Origin of the sequence: Pantoea agglomerans (assembly GCF_021397715.1) — a bacterium.
Taxonomy (GTDB): Bacteria; Pseudomonadota; Gammaproteobacteria; order Enterobacterales; family Enterobacteriaceae; genus Pantoea; species Pantoea astica.
On the sequence record NZ_CP090207.1, the window covers coordinates 819,467 to 833,274 of the forward strand.

General features: G+C 57.8%; 15 protein-coding genes. 5 read left to right on the plus strand and 10 right to left on the minus strand.

Going from position 1 to position 13,808, the window contains the following annotated elements; translation table 11 throughout:
- Nucleotides 1-83: 83 nt before the first annotated feature.
- Nucleotides 84-2,237, plus strand: a complete 2,154-nt coding sequence (locus LZU96_RS04005; RefSeq protein WP_233987160.1) for an ornithine decarboxylase — start codon at nucleotides 84-86, stop codon at nucleotides 2,235-2,237.
- Between the two features lie 930 nt (nucleotides 2,238-3,167).
- Here LZU96_RS04005 and mltC read toward each other — a convergent pair.
- The 3 genes from mltC to mutY are packed head-to-tail and all read right to left on the minus strand — an operon-like array spanning nucleotide 3,168 to nucleotide 5,658.
- A complete protein-coding gene (mltC, locus tag LZU96_RS04010) occupies nucleotides 3,168-4,247 on the minus strand; it encodes a membrane-bound lytic murein transglycosylase MltC (RefSeq protein ID WP_233987161.1) in 1,080 nt (359 codons plus the stop codon).
- Nucleotides 4,248-4,300: 53 nt separating this feature from the next.
- Entirely contained in the window at nucleotides 4,301-4,573 is a 273-nt protein-coding gene (locus LZU96_RS04015; protein WP_128086611.1) for an oxidative damage protection protein, read from the minus strand.
- On the minus strand, nucleotides 4,570-5,658 hold the full coding sequence (mutY, locus tag LZU96_RS04020; RefSeq protein ID WP_233987162.1) for an A/G-specific adenine glycosylase: 1,089 nt from the start codon (nucleotides 5,656-5,658) through the stop codon (nucleotides 4,570-4,572). The genes LZU96_RS04015 and mutY overlap by 4 nt, the downstream gene beginning before the upstream one ends.
- A 154-nt stretch (nucleotides 5,659-5,812) precedes the next feature.
- Between mutY and trmB the strand changes: the two genes are divergently transcribed.
- The 3 genes from trmB (at nucleotide 5,813) to LZU96_RS04035 (ending at nucleotide 7,675) form a co-directional block, all read left to right on the plus strand.
- Nucleotides 5,813-6,532: a tRNA (guanosine(46)-N7)-methyltransferase TrmB gene (gene trmB / locus LZU96_RS04025; protein ID WP_233987163.1), complete on the plus strand. Its 720-nt coding sequence runs from the start codon at nucleotides 5,813-5,815 to the stop codon at nucleotides 6,530-6,532.
- Nucleotides 6,532-6,858: a YggL family protein gene (locus LZU96_RS04030; protein ID WP_233987164.1), complete on the plus strand. Its 327-nt coding sequence runs from the start codon at nucleotides 6,532-6,534 to the stop codon at nucleotides 6,856-6,858. The genes trmB and LZU96_RS04030 overlap by 1 nt, the downstream gene beginning before the upstream one ends.
- A gap of 100 nt (nucleotides 6,859-6,958) precedes the next feature.
- A complete protein-coding gene (locus tag LZU96_RS04035; RefSeq protein WP_233987165.1) occupies nucleotides 6,959-7,675 on the plus strand; it encodes a DUF2884 domain-containing protein in 717 nt (238 codons plus the stop codon).
- A gap of 35 nt (nucleotides 7,676-7,710) precedes the next feature.
- On the opposite strand, the gene hemW is transcribed toward LZU96_RS04035, so the two are convergent.
- Genes hemW through LZU96_RS04055 form a run of 4 tightly spaced genes read right to left on the minus strand, consistent with a single transcriptional unit; the run spans nucleotide 7,711 to nucleotide 10,732 of the window.
- Nucleotides 7,711-8,850, minus strand: coding sequence for a radical SAM family heme chaperone HemW (hemW, locus tag LZU96_RS04040; RefSeq protein ID WP_233987166.1), 1,140 nt, complete (start codon nucleotides 8,848-8,850; stop codon nucleotides 7,711-7,713).
- Entirely contained in the window at nucleotides 8,843-9,436 is a 594-nt protein-coding gene (locus tag LZU96_RS04045; protein ID WP_233987167.1) for an XTP/dITP diphosphatase, read from the minus strand. The genes hemW and LZU96_RS04045 overlap by 8 nt, the downstream gene beginning before the upstream one ends.
- 21 nt (nucleotides 9,437-9,457) lie before the next feature.
- On the minus strand, nucleotides 9,458-10,012 hold the full coding sequence (locus tag LZU96_RS04050) for a YggT family protein (RefSeq protein WP_094120697.1): 555 nt from the start codon (nucleotides 10,010-10,012) through the stop codon (nucleotides 9,458-9,460).
- Nucleotides 10,013-10,024: 12 nt separating this feature from the next.
- Nucleotides 10,025-10,732: a YggS family pyridoxal phosphate-dependent enzyme gene (locus tag LZU96_RS04055; RefSeq protein ID WP_233987168.1), complete on the minus strand. Its 708-nt coding sequence runs from the start codon at nucleotides 10,730-10,732 to the stop codon at nucleotides 10,025-10,027.
- 14 nt (nucleotides 10,733-10,746) lie between these two features.
- On the opposite strand from LZU96_RS04055, the gene LZU96_RS04060 reads away from it, so the two are divergent.
- Entirely contained in the window at nucleotides 10,747-11,742 is a 996-nt protein-coding gene (locus tag LZU96_RS04060) for a type IV pilus twitching motility protein PilT (RefSeq protein ID WP_233987169.1), read from the plus strand.
- On the opposite strand, the gene ruvX is transcribed toward LZU96_RS04060, so the two are convergent.
- The 3 genes from ruvX to gshB all read right to left on the minus strand — a co-directional run bounded on the left by ruvX (nucleotide 11,736) and on the right by gshB (nucleotide 13,750).
- Entirely contained in the window at nucleotides 11,736-12,155 is a 420-nt protein-coding gene (gene ruvX, locus LZU96_RS04065) for a Holliday junction resolvase RuvX (RefSeq protein WP_094120694.1), read from the minus strand. The two genes, LZU96_RS04060 and ruvX, sit on opposite strands and share 7 nt — an antisense overlap.
- Complete coding sequence (locus tag LZU96_RS04070; RefSeq protein ID WP_233987170.1) at nucleotides 12,155-12,718, minus strand: YqgE/AlgH family protein; 564 nt, start codon at nucleotides 12,716-12,718, stop codon at nucleotides 12,155-12,157. The genes ruvX and LZU96_RS04070 overlap by 1 nt, the downstream gene beginning before the upstream one ends.
- Before the next feature lie 87 nt (nucleotides 12,719-12,805).
- A complete protein-coding gene (gene gshB, locus LZU96_RS04075) occupies nucleotides 12,806-13,750 on the minus strand; it encodes a glutathione synthase (protein ID WP_233987171.1) in 945 nt (314 codons plus the stop codon).
- Nucleotides 13,751-13,808 lie beyond the last annotated feature (58 nt).

The following is a 13,808-nucleotide window of genomic DNA, read 5'->3' on the forward strand; positions in this document are numbered from 1 at the left end:
ATGCTATCTGACACTATTCGCCGGGGAGATCTCCCCATTGCTGTGCCTCTGGCACTCAGCCCCTGACGTTAGGGATTTGCCTTATGACTCCACTTAAAATTGCTGCCAGCGCCGCGGTGGCGCCCAACCTGACCCTTAACACCACGCGCGATGTGGTCACGCTGGATAACACCGACTTTACCGACGTCGCGGCGGTCGTTGTCTCACTGGCGGATAGCCGCAGTGGCGTGCTGGCCCTGTTACGCCATACCGGCTTTAACCTGCCGGTATTTGTCGCCAACGCGTTTGAAGAAGAGGTGATGCATCTGCCTGGCGTCAGCGGTGAGCTGAATGGTGATCCGCAGGACTGGCTGGCGCTGGAAGCTGCTGCTCAGGCCTATGAAGCGGCGCTGCTGCCACCCTTTTTCGAGACGCTGACCCGCTATGTGGATATGCAAAACAGCACCTTCGCCTGTCCGGGACATCAGGGCGGGGCCTTCTTCAAAAAGCATCCGGCGGGTAAACAGTTCTTCGATTTTTACGGCGAGAATGTGTTCCGTTCCGATATGTGCAACGCCGACGTCAAACTGGGGGATCTGCTGATCCACGAAGGCTCGGCGAAAGATGCACAGAAGTATGCGGCGAAAGTGTTTAACGCCGATAAAACCTACTTCGTGCTGAACGGCACCTCCAGCGCCAATAAAGTGGTGACCAACGCGCTGTTAACACGCGGAGACCTGGTGCTGTTTGACCGCAACAACCATAAGTCGAACCATCATGGCGCACTGATTCAGGCGGGTGCGACGCCGGTCTATCTGGAAGCGGCGCGCAACCCCTTTGGCTTTATCGGCGGCATTGATGCGCACTGTTTCGATGAAGCCTATCTGCGCGAGCAGATCGGCAAGGTGGCGCCACAGCGCGCCACGGAAGCACGTCCTTTTCGTCTGGCGATTATCCAGCTGGGCACCTATGACGGTACCGTTTATAACGCGCGTCAGGTGGTGGACCGCATTGGTCACCTGTGCGATTACATCCTGTTCGATTCGGCCTGGCTCGGCTATGAGCAGTTCATCCCGCTGATGGAAGGGTGTTCGCCGCTGACCCTGACGCTGAATGAAAACGATCCCGGCATTTTTGTCACCCAGTCGGTGCACAAGCAGCTGGCGGGCTTTTCGCAAACCTCGCAGATTCATAAAAAAGACAACCACATTCGCGGGCAGCGGCGCTTTTGCCCGCATAAACGCCTGAATAACGCCTTTATGCTGCACGCCTCAACCAGTCCGTTCTATCCGCTGTTCGCCGCGCTGGATATCAACGCGCGTATGCATCAGGGCGAGGCGGGACGGCGGATGTGGGATGAGTGCGTCACGCTGGGGATCGAGGCACGCAAAGCGATCCTTGAGCGATGCGACATGATCCTGCCGTTTGTGCCGGAGACGGTCGGAGGCCAGCCCTGGCAGGCGGCAGCAACGGAAACCATCGCCCGTGATCTGCGCTATTTCAGCTTTGAACCGCAGGCAAACTGGCACGGCTTTGCGGGTTATGCCCGCGACCAGTATCGGGTCGATCCCTGCAAGCTGCTGCTGACCACGCCGGGCATTGATGCGGCGAGCGGTGACTATGCCGACTTTGGTATTCCTGCCACCATTCTGGCTAACTATCTGCGTGAGAACGGTATCGTGCCGGAGAAGTGCGATCTTAATTCGATCCTGTTCCTGCTGACGCCTGCCGAGACGCCGGAAAAAATGGCCAATCTGGTGGCGATGCTGGCGCAGTTTGAACAGCATGTGAAAGAGGATGCGCCGCTGGCGGAAGTGCTGCCGACCATTTACCGCAAGAATGCCCAGCGTTATGCCGGATATACCCTGCGTCGCCTGTGCCAGGAGATGCACGATCTCTACGTCAGTCACGATGTGAAGGGCCTGCAACGAATGATGTTCCGCGAGGCGGGCTTGCCGCCGGTGGCGGTGAATCCGCAGGATGCGCATCAGGCGTATATTCGCGGAGAGGTGGAACTGGTGCCGATCGCCGAAGCCGAAGGCCGTGTCGCTGCGGAAGGCGCGCTGCCTTATCCGCCAGGCGTCCTCTGCGTGGTGCCGGGTGAAGTGTGGGGCGGCGCGGTGCAGCGCTATTTCCTGGCGCTGGAAGAGGGAGTGAATTTACTGCCGGGCTTTTCGCCGGAGTTGCAGGGCGTTTACACCGAAGAGGATGCCGCAGGGCGTAAGTATCTGGTGGCCAATATGATGGTGGGGCGCTGATCTGAGCGTGGGCAGAGGCGGGTGGCGGCCCGCCGGACCTTGTTGTTCGCTGCGCGAACGGGCTGGGAGCGGGTTTCGTTCGCTGGTTGGCTGGCGGCTGGTGGGGTTCGCTGCGCGAACGGGCTATGAGCAGGTTTCGTTCGCCGGCTGGCTGCGGCAGTTTCAGCTTCGCCGCTGCCGGCGACCGACAAGGGGGCGCCAGTCGCCGCGCCCCCTTGACCCCGGGCTCCGGCCTGCTTCACCGCCGCTTCGCGGTCCCTTCGCTTCTTCCAGATTTCTCACGGACCGGCCGGGACGCGCCATCCCTGGCGCGGCCCCGCCTCTTCGCGACATCCCTGTCGCTCGTCCTGAAATCCCTCATCCGCTCAGCGCTTCAGACGGCCTCCCAACCCCTCGCTGTTATTTCTGCGTTTCCTGGTGAGTTCTTCGTCGCTGTATGTCTGAGCACAATGACTGTCGGTGCTGCTGGTTTTTCAGGGCCGTTGTCGTGAGAAAAAAGAAAACATCCAGCCCCAGCCCGCCGCCAGGCGTCATTACACCAACCCCCAGACGACACCGGACCATTAAAAAACAGAGATACCACAGACGGGGTTTTACCCGAGGCGTCCGAAGCGCTGAGGAGTGAGCGAAGGCCAGGAAGAGCCGACAGGACGTCGGCGAAAGGACGGCCTCGCCAGGGACGGCGAGTCCGGACGGTCCATCGGCCGCAGGGAATGACGAAGGGACCGCGCGCAGCGTGGCGCGAAAGCAGCCGGACGCCGGGATTGTTAAGGGGCGGGCGTCCGCCCCTTAACGCGTCCGCCCGCTCGGGCAAACTGAAACTCCCCAACGCCTGGCGGACGAAACCTCACTCTTTGTCAGCCCGCAGCCATGCGTTACCTGACCCAGCCTGCTGCCAGGCGAAACACTCCACCGCTGCGAAGCGAAACATCAAAACCCACGATAACTACGCTGCGCGGTACTCACCTTATAGAGATAACGACGTGACTCCGCCGAAGGATGCTGGCTGGTCAGGGTCTGATAAACCTTGTTCGGTGACATGCTGTTGATCATCGAAAACGCCCGATCTTTATCACTGGAGAAGACCCGCAATACGCTGCCGGCACCGCCGTTATAAGCGGTGATCACCGCATAGCGACGTGATACCGGATCCTGAATGCCGCCCAGATAGCTGCGCTGCAACAGCGACAGATAAGCCGTACCGGCGTCGATATTGTTCTCTGGATCAAGCAGATAGCTGCGGCTCGGTTTGCCCCATTTGCCTTTCATGCGGAACACGTCGACCCCGGCGGTATGCTGCACCACCTGCATCAGGCCCAGCGCATCGGCGTGGCTCACCGCATAGGGGTTGAAGCTCGACTCGGTCTGCATAATCGCCAGAATCAGTGAGGCGTCCACACCATACTGTTCCGACGCTTTACGCACCATCGGCAGATATTTGTGCGCACGCTTATCCAGATGGTTCGGCACCATCGGAATCGAGATCGAGTAGATCACATGCAGGCCCGAGGTGCGGCGCTGCAATTTATTCTGGATCAGGTAATCTGCAAAGGCCTCGGCGCGACCCTGCCAGCGGATCGGCTGGCCGGTATTGTCCAGCACCTGACCGTAAAGCAGCGGCTCTTTGCTGATCACAATATCGTTGGCGTCGGAATAGAGATCGACGTTGCCCGGATCTTCACCAATCAGCAACGTGGTCACAATCGCCTGGCGCAGGCTGGCCATCGGATCGGTACCGGCAATGGTCTCAATCGTCAGCTTACCGCTTTCGAAGTTGATGTGGCTGCGGGTGTAATAGTTGTCGCTATATTTGACGTAATCTTTAGGTCCGGCGATCAGGACCTCATTAATACCCCAGATATTCTCAATATTATGGGCAAACTGGCCCATCAGAATATCGAAACCGTTGGTGTCTTTTACCCAATCTTCATGAAACTGCTGTTTTTTTTGTCCGGAGCAGGAAACCAGAAGTGGTGCCACCACCAGCAGGGCGATCAATTTTTTATTCATTGGGAGTGCATGCCTGATCGGGATAACGAGCCTCAACGCAGAGGCCCAAATGTTTACGCTTCTGGCGGTGTATAGCCTTCGATATGAACGTCTTTGCCTTCAAACAGGAAATTGATCATCTCCTTCTCCAGCACCTTACGATCTTCCGGATTCATCATGTTGAGCTTCTTCTCATTGATCAACATGGTCTGTTTCGCCATCCATTTCTGCCAGGCTTCTTTCGAAATCTCGTTGTAAATACGCTTGCCCAGATCGCCAGGATAGAGCTGAAAATCCTGCCCTTCCGCGTCGCGTTGTAAAAAAGTACAAAAAATGGTGCGGCTCATGATTCTTCCTCATTGATCTCACAACTGTCCAAAGCCAGTTGTTGGGGATGGCGCAATTCGTGTAACAGGCGCTCAACCGGCGCGGCTAATCCCACAGATGGTGGCAGCGCTAAGTTATACCAGAGACCGCCCGCTTCATCCATCGCCGCCCCGACAGAAGGCCACGCCAGCCACATAGGCACAATGTCCAGATGGAAATGGCTGAAGGTGTGGCGGAAAGCGGTCAGCTGCTGTGGTTGGGCGTGGATACCGCGAGCAATCAACCAGTCAGTCAGTGCGGCTTCGCTGGTGAACTGCGGGAAGCAGAACAGGCCGCCCCACAGTCCGACCGGGGGACGCTGCTCCAGCCAGACCTGATCGCCATGTTGCATCATCAGGAACCAGCCGCTGCGTTCCGGTAATACCTGCTTCGGTTTTTTACCGGGATAGCTGGCCCAGCTGTGATGAGCATAGGCTTCGCAACCGTTGTTCAGCGGACAGATATCGCATTTCGGTTTCGAGCGGGTGCAGACGATAGCGCCCAGATCCATCATCGCCTGATTAAACTGGCTGACGCCCACGGCGGGCGTTACGGTTTCGCTGATCTGCCATAAGCGCTTCTCAACCTCTTTCTTGCCCGGCCAGCCGCCAACGGCGTAGCACCGCGCCAGCACGCGCTTGACGTTGCCGTCGAGAATCGGGAAGTGCTGACCCAGTGACAGTGATAACACCGCGCCAGCGGTGGAGCGTCCGACGCCGGGCAGGGCGGCAACCTCATCGAAATTCTGCGGGAACTCGCCCTGGTGAACCTCAACAATCTGCTTTGCCGCCTTGTGCAGATTACGCGCCCTGGCGTAATAGCCCAGACCGGTCCACAGATGCAGCACTTCATCCAGCGGCGCAGCCGCCAGATCGCCCACCGTGGGGAAGCGCGCCATAAAGCGTTCAAAGTAGGGAATAACCGTGGCAACCTGGGTTTGCTGTAACATCACTTCGGACAGCCACACCTTATAAGGCGTTTTTTCCAGCTGCCAGGGCAGGGTTTTGCGGCCAAAGCGCTGATACCAGTCCAGCACTTGTTGCGCGAACTGCGGCGCTTGCATCATAAGAAGGAAATTTTCCGTGTTTACTCTACACTCAGGCAGGAATTCCAGCACATGCGCACCTGGGTGTAAACCGGAAGATTGCAAAGGCTTGCTTCTGCTTATGAACTTTGCATAATGCCCGTTTCCCAGAACAGGCTAACCAGCAGGCTTCGACATGATTAATGACGTCATCACCCCAGAATTTGATGAGAACGGGCGGCCATTGCGCCGGATCCGCAGTTTTGTACGCCGCCAGGGCCGCTTAACCAAAGGGCAGCAGCAGGCTGTTGATACATACTGGCCAGAGATGGGAGTGGAATATCAGCCGGAGCCGATCGATCTGCCCCAGCTGTTTGGACGTGACGCGCCGGTCACACTGGAAATTGGCTTTGGCATGGGCGCTTCGCTGGTCACCATGGCGCAAAATACACCACACCAGAATTTCCTCGGCATTGAAGTCCACCTGCCGGGCGTGGGTGCCTGCCTGGCTTCCGCTAAAGAAGCGGGCGTCGATAACCTGCGCGTGATGTGTCACGACGCGGTGGAAGTGCTGGAGAAGATGATCCCGGATAACTCGCTGCGTATGGTCCAGCTGTTCTTCCCCGATCCCTGGCATAAAGCCCGTCACAATAAACGTCGTATCGTCCAGGTGCCGTTTGCCGAGCTGGTGATGCGTAAGCTGAAGCTGGGCGGCGTATTCCACATGGCAACCGACTGGGAAGCCTACGCTGAACATATGCTGGAAGTGATGAACAGCATCGATGGCTTCCGCAACCAGTCAGAACAGCAGAATTACGTGCCGCGTCCCGAGACGCGTCCACTGACCAAGTTTGAGCAGCGCGGGCAGCGTTTAGGCCACGGCGTATGGGATTTAATGTTTGAGAGGGTGAAATAATGGCCACACAACGCAGCCGCCGTTTACGTAAAAAATTGCACATTGATGAGTTTCAGGAACTCGGTTTCTCGGTGGCCTGGCGCTTCCCGGAAGGGACCAGCGAGAGCGAAATTGATGAGACGCTGAACCAGTTCATCAACGAAGCGATCGATCCTAACGGTCTGGCCTTTGATGGCAGCGGTTACCTGGTGTGGGAAGGTCTGATCTGCCTGCAAAAAACCGGTAAATGCACCGATGAGCATCGTGAACTGGTGCGTAAATGGCTGGAAGACCGCAAGGTGCAGGATGTGCAGGTGACTGAACTGTTTGATGTCTGGTGGGACTAAGTAACACGACGCCGGGCTGCGCAACAGGGGAGAAATGATCTCTCACTGCAGCGCAGCCCGGCCCTTCAGGATCGTTCAGACAGTAGATAAGGGAGATTCTATGATGCGTAAAGCGCTTCTTGCTGTGCTGCTGGTGGCAGCGACCCAGGCTCAGGCGGCCTATGAATGCAGCGTTAAGCCACAGGATGATGTGGTGATCACGCCGCAAAGCGTGCAGGTGGTGGGCGCTAATGGCAATCTGCAGATTACCCCGCAGGGCGAGGTGCAGTTCAACGGCCAGAAGGTGTCGCTGGACAGTGCCGGTCGCCAGAAAGCCATCGACTATCAAACGGCTTTACGGCGCGATCTGCCGTGGATCGACAGCGGTGCCACCTCGCGGCTGGAAAAAGGACGCGCGGCACTGGATCGGGTGATTGTTGAGAAGCTGGGCGAGAACAGTAACGTTCGCAATCGCCTGACTACCCTGAACGGTCAGCTGAAACAGCAGATGAACCGCATCATTGAACACCGGCCGGATGGCCTGACCTTCCATCATCAGGCGATCGACACTGTGCGTGCCGACGGCGAGCGGCTGGTGCAGTCAACGCTGGGTGGCGTGATGCAGGACAGCCTGAACGAGATGGGCAGTCAGCAGGCGAGCGGCGGCAGTAATCCGCTGCAGGCCATTATGGGTAATCTGGGCGGTTTGCAGCAGTCGATTCAGGCGGAGTGGAGCAAGCAGGAGCAGGATTTCCAGAACTTCGGTCACGAAGTCTGTAACCGCGTCATTTCGTTAGAAGATCAGCGCAAAGGGTTGGTTGCCGGTCTGAACAAATAATCTGACGCCTCAGCCCGCAGGCTGAGGCGTACCTCTTACTCTTCCGGTAAAAACAGCTCTAACAGCGAATTGAGGAACAGTTTCCCTTTCTCACTGATCTGCCACTCTTCAGCCGTTTCCACCACATAACCTGCCGCAATCGCCGCCTCCATCTGCGGGCGGATCACCTGTTCCGGCAAACCGGTATAACGGGTAAATTCACTGCGCGGCGCGGCTTCCAGCAGCCGGAAGCGATTCATAAAGTATTCAAACGGCTTGTCGATGTCGGCCACGTCATACTGCTTTTCGCGATAATTACCCTGCATAAAGCCACGCGGATGACGGGTCTTCACCGTCCTGACGATACGACCATCGGGCTGGGTCAGTTTGCCGTGCGCACCACAACCGATGCCGAGATAATCCCCGAAGCGCCAGTAGTTGAGGTTATGTTCACAGCGGTAACCCGGCTTCGCATAGGCGGATGTTTCATACTGCTGATAGCCGGCAGCGCTCAGCAGCTGATGACCCTGCTCGTAAATATCCCACAGCGCATCATCATCCGGCAGCACCGGCGGTCGTGAACCAAACAGCGTGTTGGGTTCAATGGTCAGCTGATACCAGGAGAGATGCGGCGGATTAAGCGCGATCGCCTGACGCAGATCGTCAAGCGCTTCGTCCAGCGACTGATCGGGCAGGCCGTGCATCAGGTCGAGGTTAAAGCTGCGCAGCTGTAATCCCTCGGCCAGCTTCGCGGCACGCTTCGCCTCGTCCGGACCGTGAATACGACCCAGTCGCTGCAGCTTTTGCGGGCTGAAACTCTGGACGCCAATCGAGATCCGGTTAATACCGGCACGCTGATAGGCGCTGAAGCGGTCCGCTTCAACGGTACCCGGATTCGCTTCCATGGTGATCTCTGCACCCGCCGCCAGCGGCAGGCGTGAACGTACGCCATCCATCAGCAACTGCATCGCACTGCCGCTCAGCAGGCTGGGCGTGCCGCCGCCGATGAAAATGGTGCGCACCTCACGGTCAGCGATCAGCGGTAAGTCCTGATCCAGATCGCGCAGCAGGTGCTGCACGTATTCAACGTGCGGCACCTCATCTTTCAGCGCATGGGAGTTAAAATCACAGTAGGGACACTTCTGTACGCACCACGGAATGTGGATATACAGACTTAACGGCGGCAGATTAGGCATTACGCATCGCTTCCAGCAACAGCGTCAATGCTTTACCCCGGTGAGAAACCTCGCCTTTTTCCGCTTTGCTCAGTTCGGCAGCGGTTTTACCCAGCGCCGGCACGAAGAAAATCGGGTCGTAACCAAAGCCACCAGCGCCAGCCGCCGCACGGGTGATCTCACCCTGCCAGCTACCGTGGAACACCAGCGGCGTCGGATCGTCGGCGTGACGCAGATAGACCAGCACGCAGTGAAACTGCGCCTGACGCTGGCCGTCAGGCACGTTTTCCAGCGCCTGCAGCAGTTTCTCCAGATTCTGCTGATCGCTGGCTTCTTCACCGGCGTAACGCGCGGAGTAGATACCCGGCGCGCCGCCCAGCGCATCCACCGCCAGCCCGGAATCATCCGCGATGGCCGGTAAACCGGTGATCTTCGCCGCATGACGTGCTTTGAGAATGGCGTTCTCAATAAAGGTCAGGCCGGTTTCTTCAGCCGATTCCACCCCAAGTTCGGTCTGGGCGACAATATCCAGGCCGAAGGCGGAGAGCAGATCCGCCAGTTCACGCACCTTGCCGGGATTACCGGTGGCGAGGACAACTTTTTGCATAACAGTTCCAGTTTGGTTCATTTACAGCAAATACCAGAGACCCGGGAACAGGTCCATGCCGAGAAAGTTCAGGGCATACAGCACCAGAATAACGATCATGGCGGAGAAATCGATGCCGCCCATCGCGGGCAGCACGCGGCGAATCGGTGCCATCAGCGGTTCGGTCAGCTGAATCAGCACGTAATCAATCGGGCCGCGACCCTGACTGATCCAGCTCATCAGTGAGCGGATGATGATGACCCAGAACACCAGATAGCCGGCGGATTTAACCAGCGAGAGCAGACCGACCAGCAGGTTGGTCGGATCGACGGAGAACACCCCGACCTGAATCAGCAGCAGAATCGGATATTTCAGCGTGGTCAGCACAAACGCCAGCAGCAGCGAGGCGGTATCGATCGGGCCGAGCGCCGGGAGTACGCGACGCAGCGGCTTGATGATGGGCTGCGTCACTTTCACCACGAACTGTGCCAGCGGGTTATAAAAATCGCAGCGCGCCCACTGCATCCAGATGCGTAACAGCAGCACCATGACGTAGAGATCGATCAGCGTTTTTACTAAAAACGTCATTGTTAACATGAAGTTCCTCTATTATTGTTGTGAGTTGCGCGCAGCGTCGCGAGCGCCAAAAATGGCGGTGCCGATGCGCACCATCGTACTGCCTGCGGCGATTGCCGCCTCCATGTCATCGCTCATTCCCAGCGAGAGCGTATCGATAGCGGGATAGTCCTGCTGCAACTGCCGGAAGGCTTCAGCCATCTGCTGGCACACCGCCAGTTGCCGGTCATAATCGCTTTCCGCTGCCGGTATGGCCATCAGCCCACGCAGCCGAAGCTGCGGCAGCGCAGCGATCTGCTGCGCCAGCCCGGAAACAGCATCCAGCATGATGCCAGATTTGCTGTTCTCGTCACTGATATTTACCTGAATTAACACATTCAGCGGCGGCAGCGTCGCGGGACGCTGATCGTTGAGCCGCTGTGCAATGCGCTGACGGTCAATGGTGTGGCACCAGTCAAAGTTTTCCGCTACCAGGCGACTTTTGTTCGACTGCAGCGGGCCAATGAAGTGCCACTCCAGCTGAGGATGTGCGGCCAGTGCCTGAACCTTTTCAACCCCTTCCTGAACGTAATTTTCACCAAAGGCGATCTGACCGGCTGCGGCGGCTTCTTCGACCGCGCTCGCAGGTTTGGTTTTACTGACTGCAAGCAGCGTAATTTCTTCTGGCGCGCGGCCGCAACGCGCGGCGGCGGCGGCGATTCGTTGCCGCACTTGCTGTAGGTTGTGCTGGATTGAGGTCATAGTCAGGAGAAATCATGAATCTGGATGAAATGGTGGCGCTTAGTGTAAAGCATAATGCCGCCGATCTGCACCTTTGCAGCGGACATTTGCCCTACTGGCGACGTCAGGGAAAGCTGGAGGCGATCCCGCAGCAGGCCAGGCTGCCGTCAGCGTGGATGGAACAGTTTGTCACCCAATGGCTCGATAACCTGCAGCGTCAGCAGCTGGAGTGCGACGGGCAGCTCGATTTTGCCCTGACGCTGGTAAACGGTCAGCGGCTGCGTGCCAGCCTGTTCCTGCAGCGTAACGGCCTGTCGCTGGCGCTGCGCATCATCGCCGGGCAGTGTCCGACGCTGGAGAGCCTGCGGCTGCCGCCAGGCGTGCTGGCCCTGCTGACGCTTCAGGATGGGCTGATTCTGGTCACCGGCGCCACCGGCAGCGGCAAGTCTACCACGCTGGCAGCGCTGGTGGATGCGCTGAATCGCCAGCAGGCGCGGCACATTATTACGCTGGAAGATCCGATTGAGTTTATCCATCACAGCCAGCAGTCACTGATTCAGCAGCGTGAAATTGGCCTGCACTGCGCCTCGTTCAGCCTTGGAGTAAAGGCGGCGCTTCGCGAAGATCCGGATGTGATTCTGCTGGGCGAACTGCGCGACAGCGACACCATCCGTCAGGCACTGACCGCGGCGGAGACCGGCCATCTGGTGCTGGCGACGCTGCATACCCGTGGTGCGGTGCAGGCGGTTGATCGGCTGGTCGATGTCTTTCCGGCAGAAGAGAAACAGCTGGTGCGCAGCCAGCTGGCGGGCAGTCTGAAAGCGGTGATTGCCCAGCGGCTGGTGCCGTCTATCGACCAGAAACGTATTGGCCTGTTCGAAGTGCTGGTGGCAACGCCCGCGATTGTGAACCTGATCCGCGAAGGCAAGATGCACCAGATCCCGGCGCTGCTGCAAACCGGCGCGCAGGCCGGAATGCAGACCTTCGAGCAGAGCCGGCTGGCCCGCCAGGCCGAAGGGTGGCTTCAGTAGTGGTTCTCGAACCAGTCCTGCAGAATGATGGCGGCAGATTGTGAATCCACCGAGCCTTTGTTTAACGCGCGGTAGCCGCCGCGTTCAAACAGTCCGGCGCGGGCTTCGACCGTGCTGAGGCGCTCATCCTGCAGTTCGACCCGGATGCCGAAGCGGCCGTGCAGCCGGTTAGCAAATTTGCGCGCGCGGGCGGTCAGCGGCTGTTCGGTGCCGTCCATATTCAGCGGTAAACCCACCACCACGAAATCGGGCTGCCATTCTTTCAGCAGCTTTTCAATCTGCAGCCAGTCCGGTGTGCCATCCTGCGCTTTAAGCGCCGTCAGCGGGCGGGCGGTGCCGGTCAGTTGCTGACCTACCGCGACACCAATACTTTTGGTGCCGAAGTCGAAACCTAACAGAGTTTGTGTTGACATCAGGCGTGTCCGGCGTCGCTGGCCATGTTGTGTATATCGACGCCAATACTGCGCGCCGCTTCGCGCCAGCGCTCTGAAATCGGCGTCTGGAACAGAATATTGCTGTTAGCGGGCGTGGTCAGCCAGGCATTTTCCATCAGCTCATTCTCCAGCTGATCCTTTTCCCAGGCACAGTAACCCAGCGCCACCAGTACGTTGCTGGGCTGAGAGGCAGTACCAATCGACTCCAGTACGTCGCGGGAAGTGGTGATAACCGTATTGTCTGAAATACGGATGCTGGAGGTAAAGGTGCGTTGAGCCGAATGCAGAATAAAGCCGCGATCTTCCGCCAGCGGACCGCCGGTAAACACCGGTTTATCCAGTTTGATCGCCGGATCGCGATCGTCGGCAGAGATTTTAAGCTTCTTCAGAATGCCTTCAACCGTCAGGTTTTCCATCGGTTTATTGATGATCAGACCCATTGCGCCTTCTTCGTTATGTTCGCAGAGATAAACCACGGAACGTTTGAAGAAAGGGTCCTGCAGTGAAGGCATGGCGATCAAAAAGTGATGCTGTAAATTCATTCTCACACGATGTACCAAAAAAATAACCGGCACGCGACGGCCGCACCGGTATTGGGTTGATCTCGGAGCATGGCCCCGGCGTCATGCTCAGCCCAGGCGCTTCTCAATGGCATCCATCAACATGCCGGTGATGGAAATCGGGAAAGCCGCCTCAATTTCACGCACGCAGGTCGGGCTGGTCACGTTAACTTCTGTCAGTTTATCACCGATGATGTCCAGTCCGACAAAAATCAGCCCTTTCGCTTTCAGAGTCGGGCCGACACGACGGGCGATTTCCCAGTCGCTCTCGCTCAGCGGACGGGCTTCGCCGCGTCCACCGGCCGCGAGGTTACCGCGGGTTTCGCCGCCCTGTGGAATACGGGCCAGGCAGTAAGGCACCGGCTCGCCATCCACCACCAGCACGCGTTTGTCGCCATCTTTGATCGCCGGAATATAGTTCTGCGCCATGCAGAACCGGCTTTCATGCTCGGTCAGGGTTTCCGTGATAACGCCAAAGTTCGGATCGTCTTTCTTCACCCGGAAAATCGAGGCGCCACCCATGCCATCCAGCGGCTTCATGATGATGTCGCCGTGCTCCTGCCAGAAGGCGCGCAGTTTCTCTTTGCTGCGGGTCACCAGCGTATCCGGCGTGAACTCAGCAAACCAGGCGGTATAGAGCTTTTCGTTACAGTCGCGCAGGCTCTGCGGTTTGTTAACGATCAGCGTACCCAGCTCTTCTGCGCGCTCCAGAATATAGGTCGCATAGATAAATTCAGTATCGAACGGCGGATCTTTGCGCATCAGTATCACGTTCAGGTCAGCCAGCGGGATCTCCTGCTCGCTGCCAAACTGATACCAGTTATCGGGATTCTGCTCGACGGTTAACAGACGAGTGCGGGCAGAGGCGACGCCACCGCGCAGGGAGAGATCGTGCATCTCCATGTAGTGAATCTCGTAACCACGGCGCTGTGCTTCCAGCAACATGGCGAAGCTGGTGTCTTTTTTAATATTGATGGACGAAATAGGGTCCATCACGATGCCAAGTTTAATCATTATTATCTCCTCAGGGAGGCGGCGGTTACCGTCTCGTCTCGTTCGGTCAGCAGTGGGC

Coding starts and splice junctions, on each gene's coding strand:
- LZU96_RS04050 (WP_094120697.1), bottom strand. CDS start 10,012: ATGTTAACAATGACGTTTTTAGTAAAAACGCTGATCGATCTCTACGTC.
- mltC (WP_233987161.1), bottom strand. CDS start 4,247: ATGAATAAAAAATTGATCGCCCTGCTGGTGGTGGCACCACTTCTGGTT.
- gshB (WP_233987171.1), bottom strand. CDS start 13,750: ATGATTAAACTTGGCATCGTGATGGACCCTATTTCGTCCATCAATATT.
- mutY (WP_233987162.1), bottom strand. CDS start 5,658: ATGATGCAAGCGCCGCAGTTCGCGCAACAAGTGCTGGACTGGTATCAG.
- ruvX (WP_094120694.1), bottom strand. CDS start 12,155: ATGTCAACACAAACTCTGTTAGGTTTCGACTTCGGCACCAAAAGTATT.
- LZU96_RS04005 (WP_233987160.1), top strand. CDS start 84: ATGACTCCACTTAAAATTGCTGCCAGCGCCGCGGTGGCGCCCAACCTG.
- hemW (WP_233987166.1), bottom strand. CDS start 8,850: ATGCCTAATCTGCCGCCGTTAAGTCTGTATATCCACATTCCGTGGTGC.
- trmB (WP_233987163.1), top strand. CDS start 5,813: ATGATTAATGACGTCATCACCCCAGAATTTGATGAGAACGGGCGGCCA.
- LZU96_RS04035 (WP_233987165.1), top strand. CDS start 6,959: ATGATGCGTAAAGCGCTTCTTGCTGTGCTGCTGGTGGCAGCGACCCAG.
- LZU96_RS04055 (WP_233987168.1), bottom strand. CDS start 10,732: ATGACCTCAATCCAGCACAACCTACAGCAAGTGCGGCAACGAATCGCC.
- LZU96_RS04045 (WP_233987167.1), bottom strand. CDS start 9,436: ATGCAAAAAGTTGTCCTCGCCACCGGTAATCCCGGCAAGGTGCGTGAA.
- LZU96_RS04070 (WP_233987170.1), bottom strand. CDS start 12,718: ATGAATTTACAGCATCACTTTTTGATCGCCATGCCTTCACTGCAGGAC.
- LZU96_RS04060 (WP_233987169.1), top strand. CDS start 10,747: ATGAATCTGGATGAAATGGTGGCGCTTAGTGTAAAGCATAATGCCGCC.
- LZU96_RS04030 (WP_233987164.1), top strand. CDS start 6,532: ATGGCCACACAACGCAGCCGCCGTTTACGTAAAAAATTGCACATTGAT.
- LZU96_RS04015 (WP_128086611.1), bottom strand. CDS start 4,573: ATGAGCCGCACCATTTTTTGTACTTTTTTACAACGCGACGCGGAAGGG.